The organism is Marinactinospora rubrisoli, from assembly GCF_042664915.1.
Taxonomy (GTDB): Bacteria; Actinomycetota; Actinomycetes; order Streptosporangiales; family Streptosporangiaceae; genus Marinitenerispora; species Marinitenerispora rubrisoli.
Genome location: NZ_JBHTBH010000007.1, coordinates 377,806 through 395,573, shown reverse-complemented (window position 1 = coordinate 395,573; position 17,768 = coordinate 377,806). Strand labels below are relative to the sequence as shown.

13 protein-coding genes are annotated in these 17,768 nt (G+C 72.6%); 7 read left to right on the top strand and 6 right to left on the bottom strand.

Annotation, left to right across the window (positions count from 1 at the left end; genetic code table 11):
- Positions 1–605: 605 nt before the first annotated feature.
- Complete coding sequence (pcrA, locus tag ACFQRF_RS17060; protein WP_379872081.1) at positions 606–2,870, bottom strand: DNA helicase PcrA; 2,265 nt, start codon at positions 2,868–2,870, stop codon at positions 606–608.
- A gap of 259 nt (positions 2,871–3,129) precedes the next feature.
- On the opposite strand from pcrA, the gene ACFQRF_RS17055 reads away from it, so the two are divergent.
- On the top strand, positions 3,130–4,065 hold the full coding sequence (locus ACFQRF_RS17055; protein ID WP_379872080.1) for a nucleoside hydrolase: 936 nt from the start codon (positions 3,130–3,132) through the stop codon (positions 4,063–4,065).
- A 57-nt stretch (positions 4,066–4,122) separates the two neighbouring features.
- On the opposite strand, the gene ACFQRF_RS17050 is transcribed toward ACFQRF_RS17055, so the two are convergent.
- Both ACFQRF_RS17050 and ACFQRF_RS17045 read right to left on the bottom strand, forming a co-directional pair.
- The gene (locus tag ACFQRF_RS17050) at positions 4,123–4,791 is read right to left on the bottom strand and encodes a response regulator (RefSeq protein WP_379872079.1); all 669 of its coding nucleotides are present in this window, start codon (positions 4,789–4,791) and stop codon (positions 4,123–4,125) included.
- Positions 4,792–4,957: 166 nt separating this feature from the next.
- Entirely contained in the window at positions 4,958–6,181 is a 1,224-nt protein-coding gene (locus tag ACFQRF_RS17045; protein ID WP_379872078.1) for an ATP-binding protein, read from the bottom strand.
- Between the two features lie 167 nt (positions 6,182–6,348).
- Here ACFQRF_RS17045 and ACFQRF_RS17040 point away from each other — a divergent pair, with 167 nt between their 5' ends.
- From ACFQRF_RS17040 to ACFQRF_RS17020, 5 genes are all read left to right on the top strand, one after another.
- A complete protein-coding gene (locus ACFQRF_RS17040; RefSeq protein ID WP_379872077.1) occupies positions 6,349–7,779 on the top strand; it encodes a PspC domain-containing protein in 1,431 nt (476 codons plus the stop codon).
- Positions 7,766–7,963, top strand: a complete 198-nt coding sequence (locus ACFQRF_RS17035) for a hypothetical protein (protein ID WP_379872076.1) — start codon at positions 7,766–7,768, stop codon at positions 7,961–7,963. Before ACFQRF_RS17040 ends, ACFQRF_RS17035 begins: the two co-directional genes overlap by 14 nt.
- Before the next feature lie 239 nt (positions 7,964–8,202).
- Complete coding sequence (locus ACFQRF_RS17030) at positions 8,203–8,784, top strand: cysteine dioxygenase (protein WP_379872075.1); 582 nt, start codon at positions 8,203–8,205, stop codon at positions 8,782–8,784.
- Positions 8,781–9,188 (top strand): rhodanese-like domain-containing protein, encoded by a 408-nt coding sequence (locus tag ACFQRF_RS17025; RefSeq protein WP_379872074.1) that lies wholly within the window; start codon positions 8,781–8,783, stop codon positions 9,186–9,188. Before ACFQRF_RS17030 ends, ACFQRF_RS17025 begins: the two co-directional genes overlap by 4 nt.
- A 269-nt stretch (positions 9,189–9,457) precedes the next feature.
- Positions 9,458–11,662 (top strand): serine/threonine-protein kinase, encoded by a 2,205-nt coding sequence (locus ACFQRF_RS17020; protein ID WP_379872073.1) that lies wholly within the window; start codon positions 9,458–9,460, stop codon positions 11,660–11,662.
- Positions 11,663–11,916: 254 nt separating this feature from the next.
- Here the strand turns inward: ACFQRF_RS17020 and guaA are convergent, their stop codons facing one another.
- The gene (gene guaA / locus ACFQRF_RS17015; protein ID WP_379872072.1) at positions 11,917–13,503 is read right to left on the bottom strand and encodes a glutamine-hydrolyzing GMP synthase; all 1,587 of its coding nucleotides are present in this window, start codon (positions 13,501–13,503) and stop codon (positions 11,917–11,919) included.
- A 118-nt stretch (positions 13,504–13,621) separates the two neighbouring features.
- Positions 13,622–15,196: a succinic semialdehyde dehydrogenase gene (locus ACFQRF_RS17010; RefSeq protein ID WP_379872071.1), complete on the bottom strand. Its 1,575-nt coding sequence runs from the start codon at positions 15,194–15,196 to the stop codon at positions 13,622–13,624.
- Between the two features lie 235 nt (positions 15,197–15,431).
- Here ACFQRF_RS17010 and ACFQRF_RS17005 point away from each other — a divergent pair, with 235 nt between their 5' ends.
- Positions 15,432–16,688, top strand: coding sequence for an FAD-dependent oxidoreductase (locus tag ACFQRF_RS17005; protein ID WP_379872070.1), 1,257 nt, complete (start codon positions 15,432–15,434; stop codon positions 16,686–16,688).
- Positions 16,689–16,705: 17 nt separating this feature from the next.
- Here the strand turns inward: ACFQRF_RS17005 and galE are convergent, their stop codons facing one another.
- Complete coding sequence (gene galE / locus ACFQRF_RS17000) at positions 16,706–17,719, bottom strand: UDP-glucose 4-epimerase GalE (protein WP_379872069.1); 1,014 nt, start codon at positions 17,717–17,719, stop codon at positions 16,706–16,708.
- Positions 17,720–17,768 lie beyond the last annotated feature (49 nt).

Sequence of the window (17,768 nt, the reverse complement as noted above, 5' to 3'; positions counted from 1 at the left end):
AAACTTTGGCACAAAGAAAACAAACACGCGCTGTTGAGTTCTCAAGAAACAACCGCTTCACTCGTATACAAGCCACCGGAACAACCCGGAACCAGCTCTTCTATCGAGGCGGCGAATCCGCTTTGTTTTTCAGGTCTTTCCCGTCCGTCACTCTACCAGAGCTTCCGGACTAGGGCCAACCCTTCTACCTTACTCCCGAGATGCCCCCTGTCAAGATCAGAGGCGCTCTCTGGAGTGGTTCCACTCTACCGCCTGTCCGTCGGTGCTCTGACCGACGCGCCGGGGTGGAGTGCACCGGACGTCCGCGACGATGTCGCGTGCGTTTCCCGGTTTCTTTCAGCCTACCCGCTCCGCGCACTGCTCCGGACCGCGTGGCCGAAAAGCGTCACCGATCGCGTTGACCTGGCCTTCCGGCCCTCCGGTCCGCGCTCCTCGGCGACGTCGAAGACTCTAGCGGAGGTTCACGGTCTTGACGAACCGGAGCGGCCGCACATCCCGCGCGACACCGGCTTCCGAACGCGCCGCGCCGAGAACCGCCGCCACCCGTGAGCGGCTCCCGTGGCCGGTGTCCCTGCCGTTGGCCACGGGAGCCGCGAGCTCGCCCGTTACAGCTTCTCGATCGGTGCGAACTTCACCAGGAAGTCCTTCTCGCCGATGTCCGCGCCGAAGTCGATCCGTGCCTTGGTCCGGTCGCCGGCGCCGTCCACGAGCAGGACCGTGCCCATCCCGAACGAGTCATGGGTGACCTTGTCACCCGGGCTCAGCGTCGGAACATCCCGCGGCCTGCCCCTGGACGGGACCGACGGCATCCGCGGACGGCTGGACACGGCCGCGATGGTCGACTCTGCGCGCCGCCAGTCGATGAGTTCCTTGGGGACCTCGTCCAGGAAGCGGGATGCCGGGTTGTACGCCGGCGTCCCCCAAGCGCTGCGCACGGCCGAGCGGGTGAGGAACAGCCGCTCCTGGGCGCGGGTGATGCCCACATAGGCGAGCCGCCGCTCCTCCTCCAGGGCGGTGCGGTCGCCCAGCGTCCGGGCGTGCGGGAACACGCCGTCCTCCAGACCGGTGAGGAAGACCACGGGGAACTCCAGCCCCTTGGCCGAGTGCAGGGTCATCAGGGTGACGACCCCGCCGTGTTCGTCGGCGTCCGGGATCTGGTCGGCGTCGGCGACCAGCGAGATCTGTTCCAGGAAGTCGACCAGGGTCGGCTCGCCGGCCTCCTCCTCCGGCCCGGCCTCCTCCTGATCCTCGGCAAGCGGGGCGGTGAAGGTGTTCTCGAACTCCCGGGCGACCTGGACGAACTCCTCCAGGTTCTCCATCCGGCTCTCGTCCTGCAGGTCCTTGGAGTTGGCCAGCTCGGAGAGGTAGCCGGTGCGCTGGAGCACCGCCTCGACGATCTCGGCGGGGGTGCTGTCGGGGACCAGCCCGGCCAGCTCGTCCAGCAGCGCGACGAACTCACGGATCGCCTTCAGCGACCGCGTCGCGATCCCCGGCGCGTCCTCGGCCCGGCGCAACGCCTGGGCGAACGAGATGCGCTCACGGGCGGCGAAGAGCTCGATCATGGCCTCGGCCCGGTCGCCGATGCCGCGCTTGGGAACGTTGAGGATGCGGCGCAGACTCACCGTGTCCTCCGGGTTGGCCAGCACCCGGAGGTAGGCGAGGATGTCGCGGATCTCCCGGCGCTCATAGAAGCGCACGCCGCCGACGATCTTGTACGGCAGCCCGGTCCGGATGAACACGTCCTCGAAGACGCGGGACTGCGCGTTCGTCCGGTAGAAGACGGCGACCTCGCCCGGAGCGCAGACGCCGTCGTCGGTGAGCTGGTCGATCTCGCCCACGACGAACGCCGCTTCGTCGTGCTCGTTGTCGGCGACGTAGCCGACGATCGCCGGGCCGTCGCCCTGCTCCGACCACAGGTTCTTCGGCCGGCGCTCGGCGTTGCGGGCGATGACGGCGTTCGCCGCGGTGAGGATGTTCTGACTGGACCGGTAGTTCTGCTCCAGCAGGATCGTCCGCGCGTCGGGATAGTCGCGCTCGAACTCCAGGATGTTGCGGATCGTCGCGCCGCGGAACGCGTAGATCGACTGGTCGGCGTCGCCGACCACGCACAGTTCGGCCGGCGGGACCACCGCGTCGGGGCCGCCCTCGCCGACCAGTGCGCGAACCAGCTCGTACTGGGCGTGGTTGGTGTCCTGGTACTCGTCGACGAGAACGTGCCGGAATCGCCGCCGGTAGTGCTCGGCCACCTCGGGGAAGGCGTGCAGCAGGTTGACCGTGACCATGATGAGGTCGTCGAAGTCCATGGCGCCGGCCTCGTGCAGCCGTCGCTGGTACAGCGTGTAGGCCTCGGCGAGCTTGCGCTCCTGGTCGCTCTGCGCCTGACCGGCGAAAGTGTCGTAGTCGACCAGCTCGTTCTTGAGGTTGGACACCTGCGCGGAGAACGACTTGGGCGGGTAGCGCTTGGGGTCCAGGTCCAGTTCCCGGCAGACGAGCTGCATGAGGCGCTGGGAGTCGGCCGAGTCGTAGATGGTGAAGCTGCTCGGGTAGCCCAGCCGGTTCCCCTCCCGGCGCAGGATCCGCACGCACGCCGAGTGGAAGGTCATCACCCACATGGCGTTGGCGACCCGGGCGCCGGTGATGTTCTCGATGCGCTCCTTCATCTCGGCCGCGGCCTTGTTCGTGAAGGTGATCGCGAGCACCTCACCCGGGCGAACGCCCCGTTCCGCCAACAGGTAGGCGATGCGGTGGGTGAGCACGCGGGTCTTGCCGGACCCCGCGCCGGCGACGATCAGCAGCGGGCCGCCGGAGTGCGTCACCGCGCTCCGCTGGGGTTCGTTCAGGCCGTCGAGTAGCGACTGTTGGGAGGACACCTCATCAAGACTACGGCGATCCGCCCCTGGTCGTGGTGTCCCCCGTTCACTCGCCACGGGAGCCCCGTCCCCCCGTTCACTCGCCACGGGAGCCCCGTCCCCCCGTTCACTCGCCACGGGAGCCCCGTCCCCCCGTTCACTCGCCACGGGAGGCTCCTCCAGCACCACTCGGCTGATCGCCGAAAGGTGCCCTCTAAGCTCGGGGTGGCCTACAGGCCGGAACACGACGCGGAGAGAACGAATTAGAACGGGGTGGACCGTGCAGGTCTTCGTTGACTGCGACCCGGGCATCGACGACGCGCTGGCGCTCGCCTACCTGGCCGCGCAGCCCGAGGTGCGGCTGGTGGGGGTGGGGACGGTGTACGGCAACAACGCGGTCGACGTCACCACCAACAACGCGCTGCGGCTGCTGGAGCTGTACGGCCTGCAGGACGTTCCGGTGGCGGCCGGCGCCGGCCGGCCGCTGGTGCAGCCGCCGCACCTCGCCAAGGGCGTGCACGGCGGCAACGGCCTGGGCGACGTCAGCACCCCGGAGCCGCAGGGCGTCCCCGTCGCCGAGTCGGCCGCCGAGCTGCTGGTGCGCTCGGCGCGTTCGGCCCCCGGCGAGCTGGACGTGCTGGCGCTGGGTCCGCTGACGAACCTGGCGGTGGCGCTGAGCCTGGAGCCGGAGCTGCCGCGGCTGGTGCGCCGCCTGGTGGTCATGGGTGGCGCGGTCCAGGCGCCGGGCAACGTCACGCCATGGGCGGAGGCCAACATCAACAACGACCCGGAGGCCGCCGAGACGGTACTCGGCGCCGGGTTCGACCTGACCCTGGTGGCGCTGGACGTGACCATGCGGACGCTGGCCGACGCCGTGTGGCTGGACGAGCTGGCCGCGGTCCCCGGCGAGCGGGCCGCCGTCTCCGCGCGGTTCCTCGACTTCTACGCCGGGTGGTACGGCCGCGTCCTCGGTGAGCGTGCCTGCGCGATGCACGACCCGCTCGCGGCGGCCATCCTCGTCGACCCGGCGCTGGTCACCTCGTCGGTGGACGTTCCGGTGCGGGTGGAGCTGCGGGGCCAGTACACCCGTGGCCTCACGGTGGCCGACCTGCGGGGGTGGCCGGCGGACGAGACCGACGGCCGGCCGGCGGTCACGCTGGCGACCGAGGTGAACTCCGCGGAGTTCCTCAAGCGCATGCTGAACGCGCTCCGGTAGGAACCCGCCGACGGCGGCGACCCGGTACCGCCCGTGTGGCGGCCGCGGCGCGGCGGATCAGACGAGTTTGCGGGCGGTGGCCCAGCGGCTCAGCTCGTGGCGGTTGGACAACTGGAGCTTGCGCAGCACGGACGACACGTGGGTCTCGACCGTCTTCACCGAGATGAACAGCTCCTTGGCGACCTCCTTGTAGGCGTAGCCGCGGGCGATCAGCCGCAGGACCTCGCGTTCGCGCTGGGTGAGCCGGTCGAGTTCGGGGTCCATGGGCGGCGCGTCCGTGGCGGCGAAGGCGTCGAGCACGAACCCGGCCAGCCGCGGCGAGAACACGGCGTCGCCGTCGGCGACCCGCACGATGGCGCTGGCGAGTTCCTTACCGGAGATCGTCTTGGTGACGTAGCCGCGCGCGCCACCGCGCACCACACCGATGACGTCCTCGGCGGCGTCGGACACCGAAAGGGCGAGGAACCGGATCTCGGGGTGCCGGGCGAGGACTCGGCGCAGCACCTCCACCCCGCCGCCGCCGGGCAGGTGCACGTCGAGCAGCACCAGGTCGGGCCGCTGCTCACTGATGACGCGGACCGCGCTGTCGACATCGCCGGCCTCGCCCACGACGTCGACGGCGTCGCCGAGCTCCCCGCGCACGCCGCTGCGGAACAGCCGATGATCGTCGACGATGACGACACGCGGGACGGCGCCGCCGCTGGCAAAACTGTTCTCTTCTCCCACGTTCTTCCCTGTTCACTCGCCACGGGAGTTTCCCCGTTCACTTGTGACGGGAGATTCCCGTTCACTCGCCACGGCAGCCCCATCCCCCGTTCACTCGCCACGGGAGGCTCCTGTGGACTCTACCGACCGGCGGGCGGCTTCGGGTGTCCGGTGTCGGCCCCGCCGGTCAGCCGGCCGGGTCGGGGACGCGCGGCATGCGCAGCTGGACCTCGGTGCCCTCACCCGGGGCGGTGCGGATGCGGGCGGTGCCGCCGTGCCGTTCCATCCGCCCGATGATCGAGCCGCGCACGCCCATGCGGTCCTCCGGCATCTGGTCGAGGTCGAATCCGGCGCCGCGGTCGCGGATGAAGATGAGGACCTCGTCCGGCTCGACCTCGCCGAACACCGAGACCTGGTCGACGCCGGCGTACTTGGAGGCGTTGACCATGGCCTCGCGGGCGGCGCGCAGCGCGGCGCGGATGCCGTCGTCGATGGGGCAGTCGCCCACGCACACGACCTCGATGGGGACGCCGTGCGCCTCCTCGACCTCGGCGGCGACCCGTTCGAGGGCGGGGGTGACGGTGGTCTCGGCGTCGGCGGGCCGCTGGTACAGCCAGCTACGGAGAGCGCGTTCCTGGACGCGTGCGAGGCGCTGCACCTCGCGCGGGTCGTCGGCGCGGCGCTGGATCAGGGTGAGCGTGTGCAGTACCGAGTCGTGGATGTGCGCGGCGAGTTCGGCCCGCTCCTGGTTGCGGATGCGTTCGCGCCGCTCCCGGTCGCGTTCACGGACCAGCCCGATGATCCAGGGCGCCGCGATGACCCCGATGCCGGTGAGGATGGCGAACGCGAAGGTGAGCCCGGCGCGGGCCTCGTGCAGTTGTTGCTGGAACGCGAGGAAGCCGATGGCGCCGATGACGACCAGCAGGACGCCGGCGCCGGTGCGGAGCAGGCTCTTGCGTTCGCGGACGACGCTGGCGCTGACCCACTGGCTGCGTTCGGCCGGGTTGGCCTGCTGCCACAGGATGGCGGCGCCGATGGTCGCGAAGACGAGGAACCACAGCAGGGGGTCGAAGACGCCGCCGAAGAGGAGGAAGAGCACGCCGAACCCGGCGGCGAGCGCGACGTAGGCGACGAGCTGGCTGATGTCGCGTCCCCGGCGGCGGATGCGGGTTCCGCTGTCGGGGGCGGGCCGGTCCTCGGTCTCGGGTTCGACCGGGACGAGGAAGACCATCATGAGGTAGACGGCGATCCCGATGCCGCCGATGCCCAGGGCGAGCAGCGCCAGCCGGGTGACCACGGGGTCGATGCCCAGGTGGCGGGCCAGGCCGGAGCCGACTCCGGCGACCAGCCGGTCGTGGCGGCCGCGGTAGAGCCGCGGTGGCCCGCTGTTCTGGCTCGCCGTCTCCGTCAACGCCTCTCCTCGTATTCGTCCGCTGCTGTCCAGGATGCCTGCTATCGGAGGTGCCGGCATCAGGGGTACCGCCGGGCAGGTCCCGCGCTCGCGGGCCGGATGGATCAGGGTGGGCTCAGGGTCGTCCCGGATGGGAAGCGCGGCGGGTGGCGGCGACGATGGATGACATGCAGCAGGACGACAACCCGGGTGGCGGGGCGCGGCAGGGAACACCGCGGCCCGCTGCCGGGAGTGCGTCGGACCGGGGCGTGGAGCGGGAGTTGCGCCGGGACGACGCGGACGGCGTGCTCACGGGGGTGTGCGCCGGCCTCGGCACCTACACGGGCACCGACCCGATCCTCTGGCGAGTGGGGTTCACGACGACGGCCCTGGCCGGGGGTACCGGCCTGTGGCTGTACATCGCGGCCTGGATCATGATGCGAGACGCCGGGGGCGGTCCGGCGATGATCGAGCAATTGCTGAACCGCCGGCTGGTGGCGAAGGCGGTGCTGGCCGTGCTGGGCGTCGGCCTGGCGGCGGCCACCGCGCTCAGCCTGGTCGGCGGGTTCAGCTGGGGGACGCTGGTACTGGCGACCCCGCTGATCCTCGGCCTGCTGGCCGCGCACAACCGCGGGGTGGACCTGCGATCGGCGCTGCGCGACCTGCCGGCATGGCTGCGCTCCAGGGAGCCGGCGCCCACCGCCCCCGCGCCGCCGCCCTCGCCCACGTACTACAACCCGGCGCAGCCGTGGGCTACCGCGCCGAGCGGGCCGATCGACCTCGCCGTCGTGGCGCGCGCGCCCGGCACCGGCGCGGATCGGGAGGCCGACGGGCGCGGCACCGATGAGGGGGACGGTGAGGAGCCGGGGCCCGGTGGCCCGCCGGCGCCGGGATCGGATGCCGGCGGGCGGAACCGGAACTCCCGGAAACGGTCCGGCCGTCGCCGGGGCTTCCCGCTGCTGGTGGTGGTGCTGTGGGCAGCGGCGGCGGGCCTGGTGACGCTGCTCGCGCTGGAGGGCGGAGACGCCTGGGCGGCGCTGCTGGCCCCGCGGAGTGGAGCGGTGTACCTGGGCGGGACGTTGCTGCTCATCGGGGCCCTGCTGGTCGTAGGCGCCTGGGCCGGCCGAGTCGGCGGGCTGATCGCCGTCGGCACGCTGGTGGTGCTCGCGCTGGTGGTGATCGTGTCGGTGGACGTTTCGGCGCTGCGTCTCGGGGCGGCATCGTGGCGGCCGACTTCGGCGGCGGAGGCCGCGCGGCCGTACCACCTGCCGGTGGGCTCGGCGGAGCTTGACCTCACGGAGCTGCCGCTGCGGCAGGGCGACGAAGTGTCGGTACGTGCGAACGTGGGCCTCGGAGAGCTGCGGGTGCTGGCTCCGGCGACCGCGCGGGTGAGCGTGAACGGATGGGCGGGCGTGGGCGAGGTCGAGGTCGGCACGGTGCGTCGCTCCGGCGTCCGGGTGGCGGTGCACGAGATCCTGGAGGCGGTGCCGCCGGAGGGCGGCCGGGCGGGTGGCGTCACGGCGTCTCCGCGACCGGGGCCGGCCGGGGATCCGCCCGTGCTGGTGCTCACGCTGACGTCCCACGGCGGTGAAGTGGAGGTGCGGCATGTCTCGGCGTAGGACCGACTGGGGGTCGCTGATCGCGGGGCTGCTGTTCATCCTGCTCGGCGTCGGCTTCGTAGTCCAGGGGACGACGGGGTGGCGCTTCGACGCGATGTGGGTGCTGCCGGTTCTGGCCGTCGGTCTGGGGCTCGTCGGCGTGGCGCGCGCGCTGACGCGGGCCCGCGACCGGCGGCAGCCGTAGGAGGGTCCGGGCGCGGGCCCGAAGGAGCGATCCGGGGCCGGATTTCCGGACGGGCGCCGGCCACGGAACCGCGCGCCTATTCGATCTTTCTAGTAGGAATTGTGGTTAACTTGTTCCCATGCACGTCACCGCTGTGATCGCGACGGCATGGCATCGAGGAGAGGTCTTCGACGAGAACTGTCGGCACGCCCGCCCGGCCCCGTCGTCAGCACTCACCACCGACCGAAGATCGAGATGACATGACCATCACCGAATCACCCGCGCGCTCCTACGGGCCGACGCCGCTCACCCTGGACGAGCTGGTCGAGCTGACCAGGGAGACGGCGCGGGAGGTGCGCGCCGGACTGCACGAGATCCACTTCGACGCCGAGCACCGCTGGTCGGTGCGGCTGCGCAGTGACACCTACGCCGACGTCTGGCTGATCACCTGGACGCGGGACCAGTCGACCACGCTGCACGACCACGCCGGGTCCCTCGGCGCGCTCACCGTCGTCGACGGTGCGCTGACCGAACGGGTGTGGCGGGTCACCCCCGAGGGCGCCGGGCTGCGGGACCGCAGGCTGGAAGCCGGACGCGGGGTGGCCTTCCCGGTGGGATACGTGCACGACGTCGTCAACACCTCCGCCACCCCGGCGGTGAGCGTGCACGCCTACTCGCCGCCGCTGACCGCCATGTCGTACTACCGGGTGGACGAGGCGGGCGCGCTGCGGCGGACGCACAGCGTGCTGACGCACGACCCCGAGCCGGATGTGCCGACGCTCACGGAGGTGCCCACGGGACCGCGGCGTACGGACGCACCGGGCGAGGCGGTGGACCGGTGAGCGCCATCGAGGACCTGCTGGAGCGGCGGCGCCGCGGCCTGGACCGGCTCACCCCCGCCGAGGCGCACGCCGCCGTCGCGCGCGGGGCGCTGCTGGTGGACACCCGGCCGGAGAGCTACCGCGTCGCCGAGGGCGCCATCCCGGGCGCGGTGGTGATCGAGCGCAACGTGCTGGAGTGGCGGCTCGATCCGACCAGCCCGGACCGTATCCCCGAGGCGGACGCCCCCGACCGGCAGATCATCGTGTTCTGCAACGAGGGGTACGCCTCCAGCCTCGCGGCGGCCGGCCTCCGGGAGCTGGGGCTGACGCGGGCCACCGACCTGGTGGGCGGCTTCCGGGCGTGGGCGGCGGCCGGGCTGCCGGTCGAGCCGGGTGCCGGGGACGGTGCCCGACCGGCCGGCTGACGCTCCACACTTCCGCGGTGCCGCCGTACCCGAGCCGACCGGCCGACCGGCCGTCCGGCCCCGTACGCCGGGTGCGTCCGGGCCGGTCCCCGCCCGAAGGTTCGCACCGCCCCCGAGTTCGCGCTCCTCGCTCGCCGTGCTATACGTCACAGGCGATATTCGGCGTGCGCCCCCGAGCCCGATGCTCGGCGCGTGCGGTACGCCCTCCCCGCGCCCTGACGTCCGCCGCCGGACGCAGCGGCACGGGCCGCGAGCGGAACGGATGTGACATGACAGCGGAATCCGGCAGCCTGGACCGGTCCGGCGATTTACCGCCCGAGCTGCGACCACTGCGGGACGGCGACCCCGCCAGGATCGGTCCCTATCGGGTGGTGGGCCGGCTCGGCGAGGGCGGCATGGGCACGGTGTTCGGCGCGCTGGACGCCGGCGACCGGTGCATCGCGGTCAAGGTGATCCACCGCCGTTTCGCCGCCGACCCCCGCTTCCGGGCCCGGTTCGCCGAGGAGGCGGAGCTGATGCGGCGCGTCGGCGGGCTGTGCACCGCGGCCGTGCACGCCTGCGACACCGAGGCCGAGCAGCCGTGGCTGGCCACCGACTTCGTGCCGGGCCCGACCCTGCGCCGGCACGTCCAGGAGAACGGGCCGCTGACGGGCGCCATGCTGCTGGCGTTCGCCGCCGGTACCGCCGAGGCGCTGCAGGCCGTGCACGCGGCGGGCGTGGTCCACTGTGACCTCAAGCCGGCCAACGTGATCCTCAGCCCGGACGGCCCCAAGGTGCTCGACTTCGGCATCGCGCACCCCGCCTCGGCCGTCCCGCAGGACGAGGTCTTCGGGTCCCCGGGCTGGATCAGCCCGGAGCGGCTGGCCGGTGCGCCGGGCAGGCCGTCCGCCGACATGTTCGCGTGGGGCGGGATGGTGGCGTTCGCCGCGACCGGGCGCGCCCCGTTCGGTTCCGGAACCGGTGCGGAACCGCTGCGGCGCACCCGGGAGGAGACTCCCGACCTCGACGGCGTGCCCGCCGGACTGCTCCCGCTCGTCACCCGCGCACTGGCCAAGGACCCCGCCGAGCGGCCGACCGCCGAGGCCGCCTTCCACGCGGTCCTGGAGTTGGCCGAACCGGAGACGGCGGCCGGGGCCGACGCGGCCACGGATCCGCGGACGGACCCTGGGCAACGGCTCCGAGACCTGCTCGCGCACCGGTGGACCGGAATCGACGTCAGCTGGCACCGGCCGGCGCGATGGGTCGCCGCCGCCGCGGCCGTCGGCGCGGTCGCCGCGCAGTCGGGAGCCGGAGCGCTCGGCGGAGCGGCGGCCACCGGGGCCACGACCGCGGCCGGGTCCGCGGGGATCGGCACGACCGGAGCCGCGGCGGCCGGAGGCGGGCTGGCCGGCGGCGGTCTCGCGAAGGGGCTCGCCATCGCGGCCGCCGCCGTGGTGACGGCCGGGGCCGTGGCCACCGGCGGTTACTTCGCCGCGGGAGCGCTGGCCGCCCGGGACGGCAACGGCACGGAGCCGTCCCCCGGCCCGACGTCCCCCCAGGAGACGGTGGCGCACGCGGTGGACCTGGCGCTCGCCGCCGACGGCTTCGAGATCACCGAGGTCGCCCGGCTCACCGCCGAAGCCGCCACCGCGCAGGCGCCGCCCGGAATCGCGGCGGCGGACTACATCGCGTTGACCGAAGTGACCTGGCGGTACCGCTACGACGCGACCGCGGCCGAGCCGACGTTCGAAACCCTCGTGACCGGCGACGAGTTCGGCGACCACTACGTCCGCGTCGGCGACGACGTGATGTACCGCGACGAGTTCCTGCAGAGCGCGTGGCAGCGCAACCCCGGGCAGGTCGGCGGCGTGCCCGTCGACCCGGACGACCACACCCCCGAGGCGGCGCTCGCCGGCCTGCGGGCGATCGCGGAGTCCGGCGACGTGACCGCACACGGCGCGGCGCGGCAGGACGGAGTGGCCGCCACCCGCTACTCCGGTACCTTCGCGCTCACCGAGGTGGTGGACCCGGGCAGTGGCGAAGAGGGCGAGACGCAGGCTCCCTTCGAGCTGTGGCTCACCGAGGAGGGCTTCCCGCTGCGGCTGGAGTACACGGGATCGGACACCGAGCACGTGGTGGACTACCTGGGGTTCGGCCCGATCGAGATCGACGCCCCCGGCCTCGGCGCGGCCCCGGCCGGCGATTGCGGCACGGCGACGACCCCGGACGGCCGGGTCGTCGAGGTCGACTCCCAGGCCCGGGAGCTGCCGTGCGACGAGGCGGTCGGCATCGTGAACGCCTACTTCAACGGCGACGCGGTGTCCCCACCGGGTGGCGGCGGCAGCGGCGGTTTCGCGACGGTGAACGGCGAGTGGACCTGCGGCTGGGCGAGCGTGGGCGCGATCGAGACGATGGCGCCGGGCGAGCGGATCGGCGGCTGCACGTTCGACGCCGACCCGTCCCGGGGCGGCATCGCGTTCCTCAAGACCGGCTGAGGCGTGGCCGCCGGACCGGCCCGCGGCCGACGAGGGCCGGGACGCGCGGCACGCCACCGGGAGTCCCCGCCCCGGGGCAGCGACGCGGCCGGGTTTCGGTGTCCGTTTTGACGGTCGTGCCGGTTTCGCCGTCTCCCCGCCGCTTCCGGGGCCTCAGCCGCGAATCCGTCCGCAGTCGAGCGCACCCGCCGTTCCGGACCGGGCACGGGGAAGCCGCAACGACGTGGGGCCGCCCTTGGGCGGCCCCACACGCGTCACTCCCACTCGATGGTGCCCGGCGGCTTGCTCGTGACGTCCAGGACGACACGGTTGATCTCCCGCACCTCGTTGGTGATGCGGTTGGAGATCGTGGCGAGCACGTCGTAGGGCACCCGTGACCAGTCGGCGGTCATGGCGTCCTCGCTGGTCACCGGGCGCAGCACCACCGGGTGGCCGTAGGTGCGCCCGTCGCCCTGGACGCCCACGGAGCGGACGTCGGCGAGCAGCACGACCGGGCACTGCCAGATGTCGCGGTCCAGCCCGGCGCGGGACAGTTCCTCGCGGGCGATGGCGTCGGCCTCGCGGAGCACGTCGAGGTGGTCCCGGGTGACCTCGCCGATGACACGGATGCCGAGGCCGGGGCCGGGGAACGGCTGCCGCCACACGATCTCCGCGGGCAGGCCGAGCTCCTCGCCCACCCGGCGGACCTCGTCCTTGAACAGCTCGCGCAGCGGTTCCACCAGGGTGAACTGGAGGTCGTCGGGGAGACCGCCGACGTTGTGGTGCGACTTGATGTTGGCCGTGCCGGTGCCGCCGCCGGACTCCACGACGTCGGGGTAGAGCGTGCCCTGGACCAGGAACTCCACCTCCTCGCCGGCCGCGCCCGCCTCCTCGACGACCTCGCGGGCCGCCTGCTCGAAGACGCGGATGAACTCGCGGCCGATGATCTTGCGCTTCTCCTCGGGGTCGCGCACCCCCGACAGCGCGGACAGGAACCGGTCCTGGGCGTCGACGACCTTGAGGGAGACCCCGGTGGCGGCCACGAAGTCCTTCTCGACCTGCTCGGCCTCGCCCTTGCGGAGCAGCCCGTGGTCGACGAACACGCAGGTGAGCTGGTCGCCGACGGCGCGCTGGACGAGGGCGCCGGCGACGGCGGAGTCGACCCCGCCGCTCAGCCCGCAGATGACGCGCTTGGCGCCGACCTGGGCGCGCACGCGCTCCACCTGCTCGTCGACGATGTTGACCATGGTCCAGGTGGGCCGGCACCCGGCGCCCTCGTAGAGGAACTTCCGGAGCACCGCCTGGCCGTGCTCGCTGTGCAGGACCTCGGGGTGGAACTGCACGCCGAACAGCCCGCGCTCGGTGTGCTCCATGGCGGCCACGGGCGCGCCGTCGCTGCTTCCGGTGACGCGGAACCCGGCGGGGGCGTCGGTCACGGAGTCGCCGTGCGACATCCACACGCTCTGCTCGGCGGGCAGTCCGGCGAAGAGCAGTCCTTCGGTCTCGGCCCGGAACACGGTGCGGCCGAACTCCGACAGCCCGGTCCTGGCGACCGTTCCGCCGAGGGCCTGGGCCATGGCCTGGAAGCCGTAGCAGATGCCGAACGTGGGGACGCCAGTCTCGAAGAGCCCTACGGGGGTCTGCGGGGCGTCGGGGGCGTAGACGGAGGACGGCCCGCCGGACAGGATGATGGCCTTGGGGTTCTTGGCGAGCATCTCCTCCACCGGCATCGTGGAGGGGACGATCTCGCTGTACACGTGGCATTCCCGCACCCGCCGCGCGATCAGCTGCGCGTACTGCGCGCCGAAGTCCACGACGAGGACGGTGTCGAACGTGCTGTCGGCAGCACCGGCAACGGACACGTAACGGCCTTCCCGCAGGTAGAGATGGATCGGTTCCAGTCTAGGACCCGCGGGCGGGCGCCGTGGCAGCCCCCGGAGATGGCGGCGCGGGCGGCGCTGCTGTCCTCGGCCGCCGGGATCAGCGGATGCGCAGCCGCTTCAGCAGCCGGGATCCGGCCGTCATCAGCCGGGCGACGGCCGCGCCGTCCATGCCGGGCGGGCCGGTGATGGGGACGACGTGCTGGCTGGCGATGGCCTGCGGTTCGGTGAAGCGGAGCAGGCCCTCGGCGCCGTGCCGGCGGCCCAGCCCGGACCGTTTCATGCCGCCGCTGGGGGCTCCGTAGCTGGCGAACGCGGCACCGTAGCCGTCGTTGACGCCGACGCTGCCGGCCTGGACGCGTTCGGCGATCCGGCGGCCCCGCGCGACGTCGCGGGTCCACACGCTGGCGTTGAGCCCGTAGTCGGTGTCGTTGGCCCGCCGGACGGCCTCGTTCTCGTCGGCGAACGGGTAGAGGGCGACGACGGGGCCGAACGTCTCCTCGGTGCAGGCGGCCATCTCCTCGGTGACGCCGGTGAGCACGGTGGGCTCGTAGAAGAGCGGGCCGATGTCGGGGCGCGGCCGGCCGCCGGTGAGCACCTCGGCGCCCTTGGCGCGCGCCTCGTCGACGTGCTCGGTGACCCGGTCGAGCTGGCGCTGGAGGGTGAGAGAGCCCATGTCGGCGCCGAAGTCGAATCCGGCGCCGAGCCGCATCCCGCGCGCGGCGGCGGTGAAACGTTCGGCGAACGCGTCGAAGAGCGACCGGTGCACGTACACGCGCTCCATGGAGACGCAGAGCTGGCCGGCGTTGCTGAAGCAGGCGTGCAGGGCGCCGGCGACGGAGCGGTCGAGGTCGGCGTCCTCGCAGACGATCATCGGGTTCTTGCCGCCGAGTTCGGCCGAGCAGCCGATCAGCCGCGCGGCGGCGCGCTGGGCGACCCGGGCGCCGGCGGCGGAGGAGCCGGTGAAGGCGACGTGGTCGGCCTCGTCCACGAGCACGTCGCCGATTTCGGCGGGTTCACCCAGCACCGGGAGCCACAGGCCCTCGGGAAGTCCGGCCTCGACGAGCAGGTCGATGGCCCACAGCGCGCTCAGCGCGGTCTGGGTGTCGGGTTTGGCGACCACGGCGTTGCCGGCGAGCAGGGCCGGAACGGCGTCGGCTACCGGGAGGCTGAGCGGGTAGTTCCAGGGTGTGATGACACTGACGACGCCCTTGGCCTGCCGGTGCACGTAGGTGCGGGTGGCGGCGGGGATGGCGCCCGCGGTGCGCCGCCGGCGCAGCAGGCCCGGAGCGTGCCGGGCGTGGTGCAGCGTGCAGGCGGCGGCGTCGTAGACCTCCTCGAAGGCGTGCCGGCGGGCCTTGCCGGTCTCCCACTGCAGGATGTCGAGGATCTCCCGCTGGCGGTCGAGGACGAGGTCGTGGAAGCGCAGGAACGGCTCGACGCGGTCGCGCGCGGACATGGCGGCCCAGGACCGCTGGGCCACGCGCGCGCGGGCGAACGCGGCCGCAGCGTCCTCGGCGGAGCAGACGGGCAGCTCGGCCAGTGGTTTGCCGGTGAAGGGGGCGGCGGTCGTGGCGGTGACGCCGGAGGCGCTGACGACGTGCCGCGTCAGCCGCGCGATGAGCGCGGGGTCGAGCGTCGCGGAGTCGGCGGTTCTGGTCGTCGCGTGGCCCATGTCGAAAGCTTAGTTCGTGGCCCTGCCCGTGACTACCCAACGGTAACCGTTGCGATACACCGCTTTTCGGTCTCCGAGGCGCCCTGCCCCGGGACCTGCGCGGAGTTCCGGTGGGGTCCCACGGTGACGGCCGACAGCGGCCGGATGGAACTTCGCACTGGACGGATCGGGCCGGGAGGGGTTGAATTTCATTAGGTGTTGAATTAATCGCCGGTACGCACGTTGGGAGTCCGCAATGACCGCGAACACCGAATCCACGACCTGCGCCATCGCCGGAGGCGGCCCCGCCGGCGTCTTCCTGGGCCTGCTCCTGGCCCGCGCCGGAGTCGAGACGGTGGTACTGGAGAAGCACGCCGACTTCCTGCGCGACTTCCGCGGGGACACGGTGCACCCCTCCACGCTGCAGGTACTGGACGAGCTCGGCCTCATCGAAGGCTTCCTGCGGATGCCGCACCGCAAGGTCGACCGTCTGGCGTTCACCACCACCGACGGCAGGTCCGCGTCGTTCACCCTGGACGGTGTCCATCCGCGCTACCCCTACATCGCGATGGTCCCGCAATGGGACCTGCTCAACCTGCTCACCGAACACGCGCGTCGCCGCCCGAACTTCCGGCTCCTCATGGAGTCGAAGGTCACCGGTCTCATCCGCGAGGTCGGGGCCGTGCGCGGTCTGCGTTACCGCGACGCCGACGGGGAGCACGAACTGCGCGCCGATCTGACCGTCGCGGCCGACGGCCGGCACTCCCTGCTCCGCGAGGCGGCGGGACTCACGCCGATCGAGTTCGGTGCGCCGATGGACGTCCTGTGGCTGCGCGTCTCGCGGGACTCCGAGGGGCCCGAGGGCCTGCAGGGACGGCTCGGCCAGGGCAAGATGGCCGTGGCCATCGACAGGGGCGACAACTGGCAGGTCGCCTACCTGGTGCCCAAAGGCGGGTACGAGCAGGTACGGGAGAGGGGGATCGCCGACGTACGCGCCGACCTGCGGGAACTGCTCCCCTACCTGGGCGACCGCATCGAGGAGTTCGACGGCTGGGACCGCGGCGCCGTGCTCCAGGTCGCCGTGAACCGGCTGACGCGCTGGTACCGTCCCGGCCTGCTGTTCATCGGCGACGCCGCGCACGCCATGAGCCCGGTGGGCGGGGTCGGCATCAACCTCGCCGTTCAGGACGCCGTCGCGGCCGCCAACATCCTCACCGACGACCTGCTGCGGGCGCAGGAGAGCGGCCGGCACCGGCCGCTCCCGGAGGTGCTGCTCGCCAGGGTGCAACGGCGTCGCTGGACGCCGACCGTGGCCACACAGACCATCCAGCGTCTACTGCAGACCCAGATCATCGGCCGCTCGCTGAACTCCCGGACGCCACGGCTGCACCTGCTGCGCGCCGTGGCGGAGTCCCCGTTCCTGCGGCGGATTCCGCCGAAGATGCTGGCGGTGGGGCTGCTCCCCGAGCACGTGCGCACGGAGCCGGCCCGGCAGGAGCCCACCTCCGCCTGAGGGCCGGGGCCGCCGGATCAGTCCCGGAACCCGCGCGGGTTGGCCGACTGCCAGCGCCAGGCGTCCGCGCTCGCCTCTTCCACGGTCCGCGCGGCCCGCCAGCCCAGCTCGCGGTTGGCCAGCGCGGGGTCCGCGTAGCAGACCGCGACGTCACCGGGACGGCGGCCGACCACCCGGTGCGGAATCGTCCGGCCGGACGCCCGCTCGAAGGCGGCGATCGCCTCCAGCACGGACACGCCCCGGCCGCTCCCCAGGTTGTAGGCGCGGCAGCCCGGTGCGTCGCCGAGGTGCTCGATGGCGGCGACATGGCCGCGCGCGAGGTCGACCACGTGCAGGTAGTCCCGCACGCCGGTGCCGTCCGGGGTGTCGTAGTCGTCGCCGAACACCAGCAGCTCGTCCCGGCGGCCCGCCGCCACCTGGGCGAGGTATGGGAAGAGATTGTTCGGCACACCGTCGGGATCCTCGCCGATCAGCCCGCTCTCGTGGGCGCCGACCGGGTTGAAGTACCGCAGCATCACCACGTGCCAGTCCGGGGAGGCGGTGGCGAGGTCGGCCAGGATCCGCTCGGCGAAGAGCTTGGTGGCACCGTAGGGGTTGGTCACCCGAAGCGGCGCGGACTCCGGCACCGGGACGGTGGCGGGATCGCCGTAGACGGTGGCCGACGAGCTGAACACCATCCGGCGCACCTGGTGGGCGTCCATCACCTCGCACAGCGTCAGCAGCGCGTCGAGGTTCGTGCGGTAGTAGCGCAGCGGCTCCCGGACGGACTCGCCCACAGCCTTCAGGCCGGCGCAGTGCACCACCGCGTCGATCGGGTGCTCGGCGAAGACCTTGTCGACCAGCGTCGCGTCCCCGCAGTCGCCGACGTGGACGGGCACGCTCCGCCCGGTGATGCGCTCGACCCGCCGGATCGCCTCGACCGCGCCGTTGTACAGGGCGTCGAGGACGACGACGTCATGGCCGTGCTGGAGCAGTTCCACGGCGACGTGGCTGCCGATGTAGCCGGCGCCTCCGGTGAGCAGTACGTTCATGGTCCACCCTGGGGATCGGCTCGGCCGCACGGTGGTGCCGCCGCCCCAA

What these genes read in the sequence shown, in the direction of transcription:
- ACFQRF_RS17040 (WP_379872077.1), top strand. Translation starts at nt 6,349, where the DNA reads ATGCAGCAGGACGACAACCCGGGTGGCGGGGCGCGGCAGGGAACACCG.
- ACFQRF_RS17035 (WP_379872076.1), top strand. Translation starts at nt 7,766, where the DNA reads ATGTCTCGGCGTAGGACCGACTGGGGGTCGCTGATCGCGGGGCTGCTG.
- ACFQRF_RS17030 (WP_379872075.1), top strand. Translation starts at nt 8,203, where the DNA reads ATGACCATCACCGAATCACCCGCGCGCTCCTACGGGCCGACGCCGCTC.
- ACFQRF_RS17020 (WP_379872073.1), top strand. Translation starts at nt 9,458, where the DNA reads ATGACAGCGGAATCCGGCAGCCTGGACCGGTCCGGCGATTTACCGCCC.
- ACFQRF_RS17010 (WP_379872071.1), bottom strand. Translation starts at nt 15,196, where the DNA reads ATGGGCCACGCGACGACCAGAACCGCCGACTCCGCGACGCTCGACCCC.
- ACFQRF_RS17005 (WP_379872070.1), top strand. Translation starts at nt 15,432, where the DNA reads ATGACCGCGAACACCGAATCCACGACCTGCGCCATCGCCGGAGGCGGC.
- galE (WP_379872069.1), bottom strand. Translation starts at nt 17,719, where the DNA reads ATGAACGTACTGCTCACCGGAGGCGCCGGCTACATCGGCAGCCACGTC.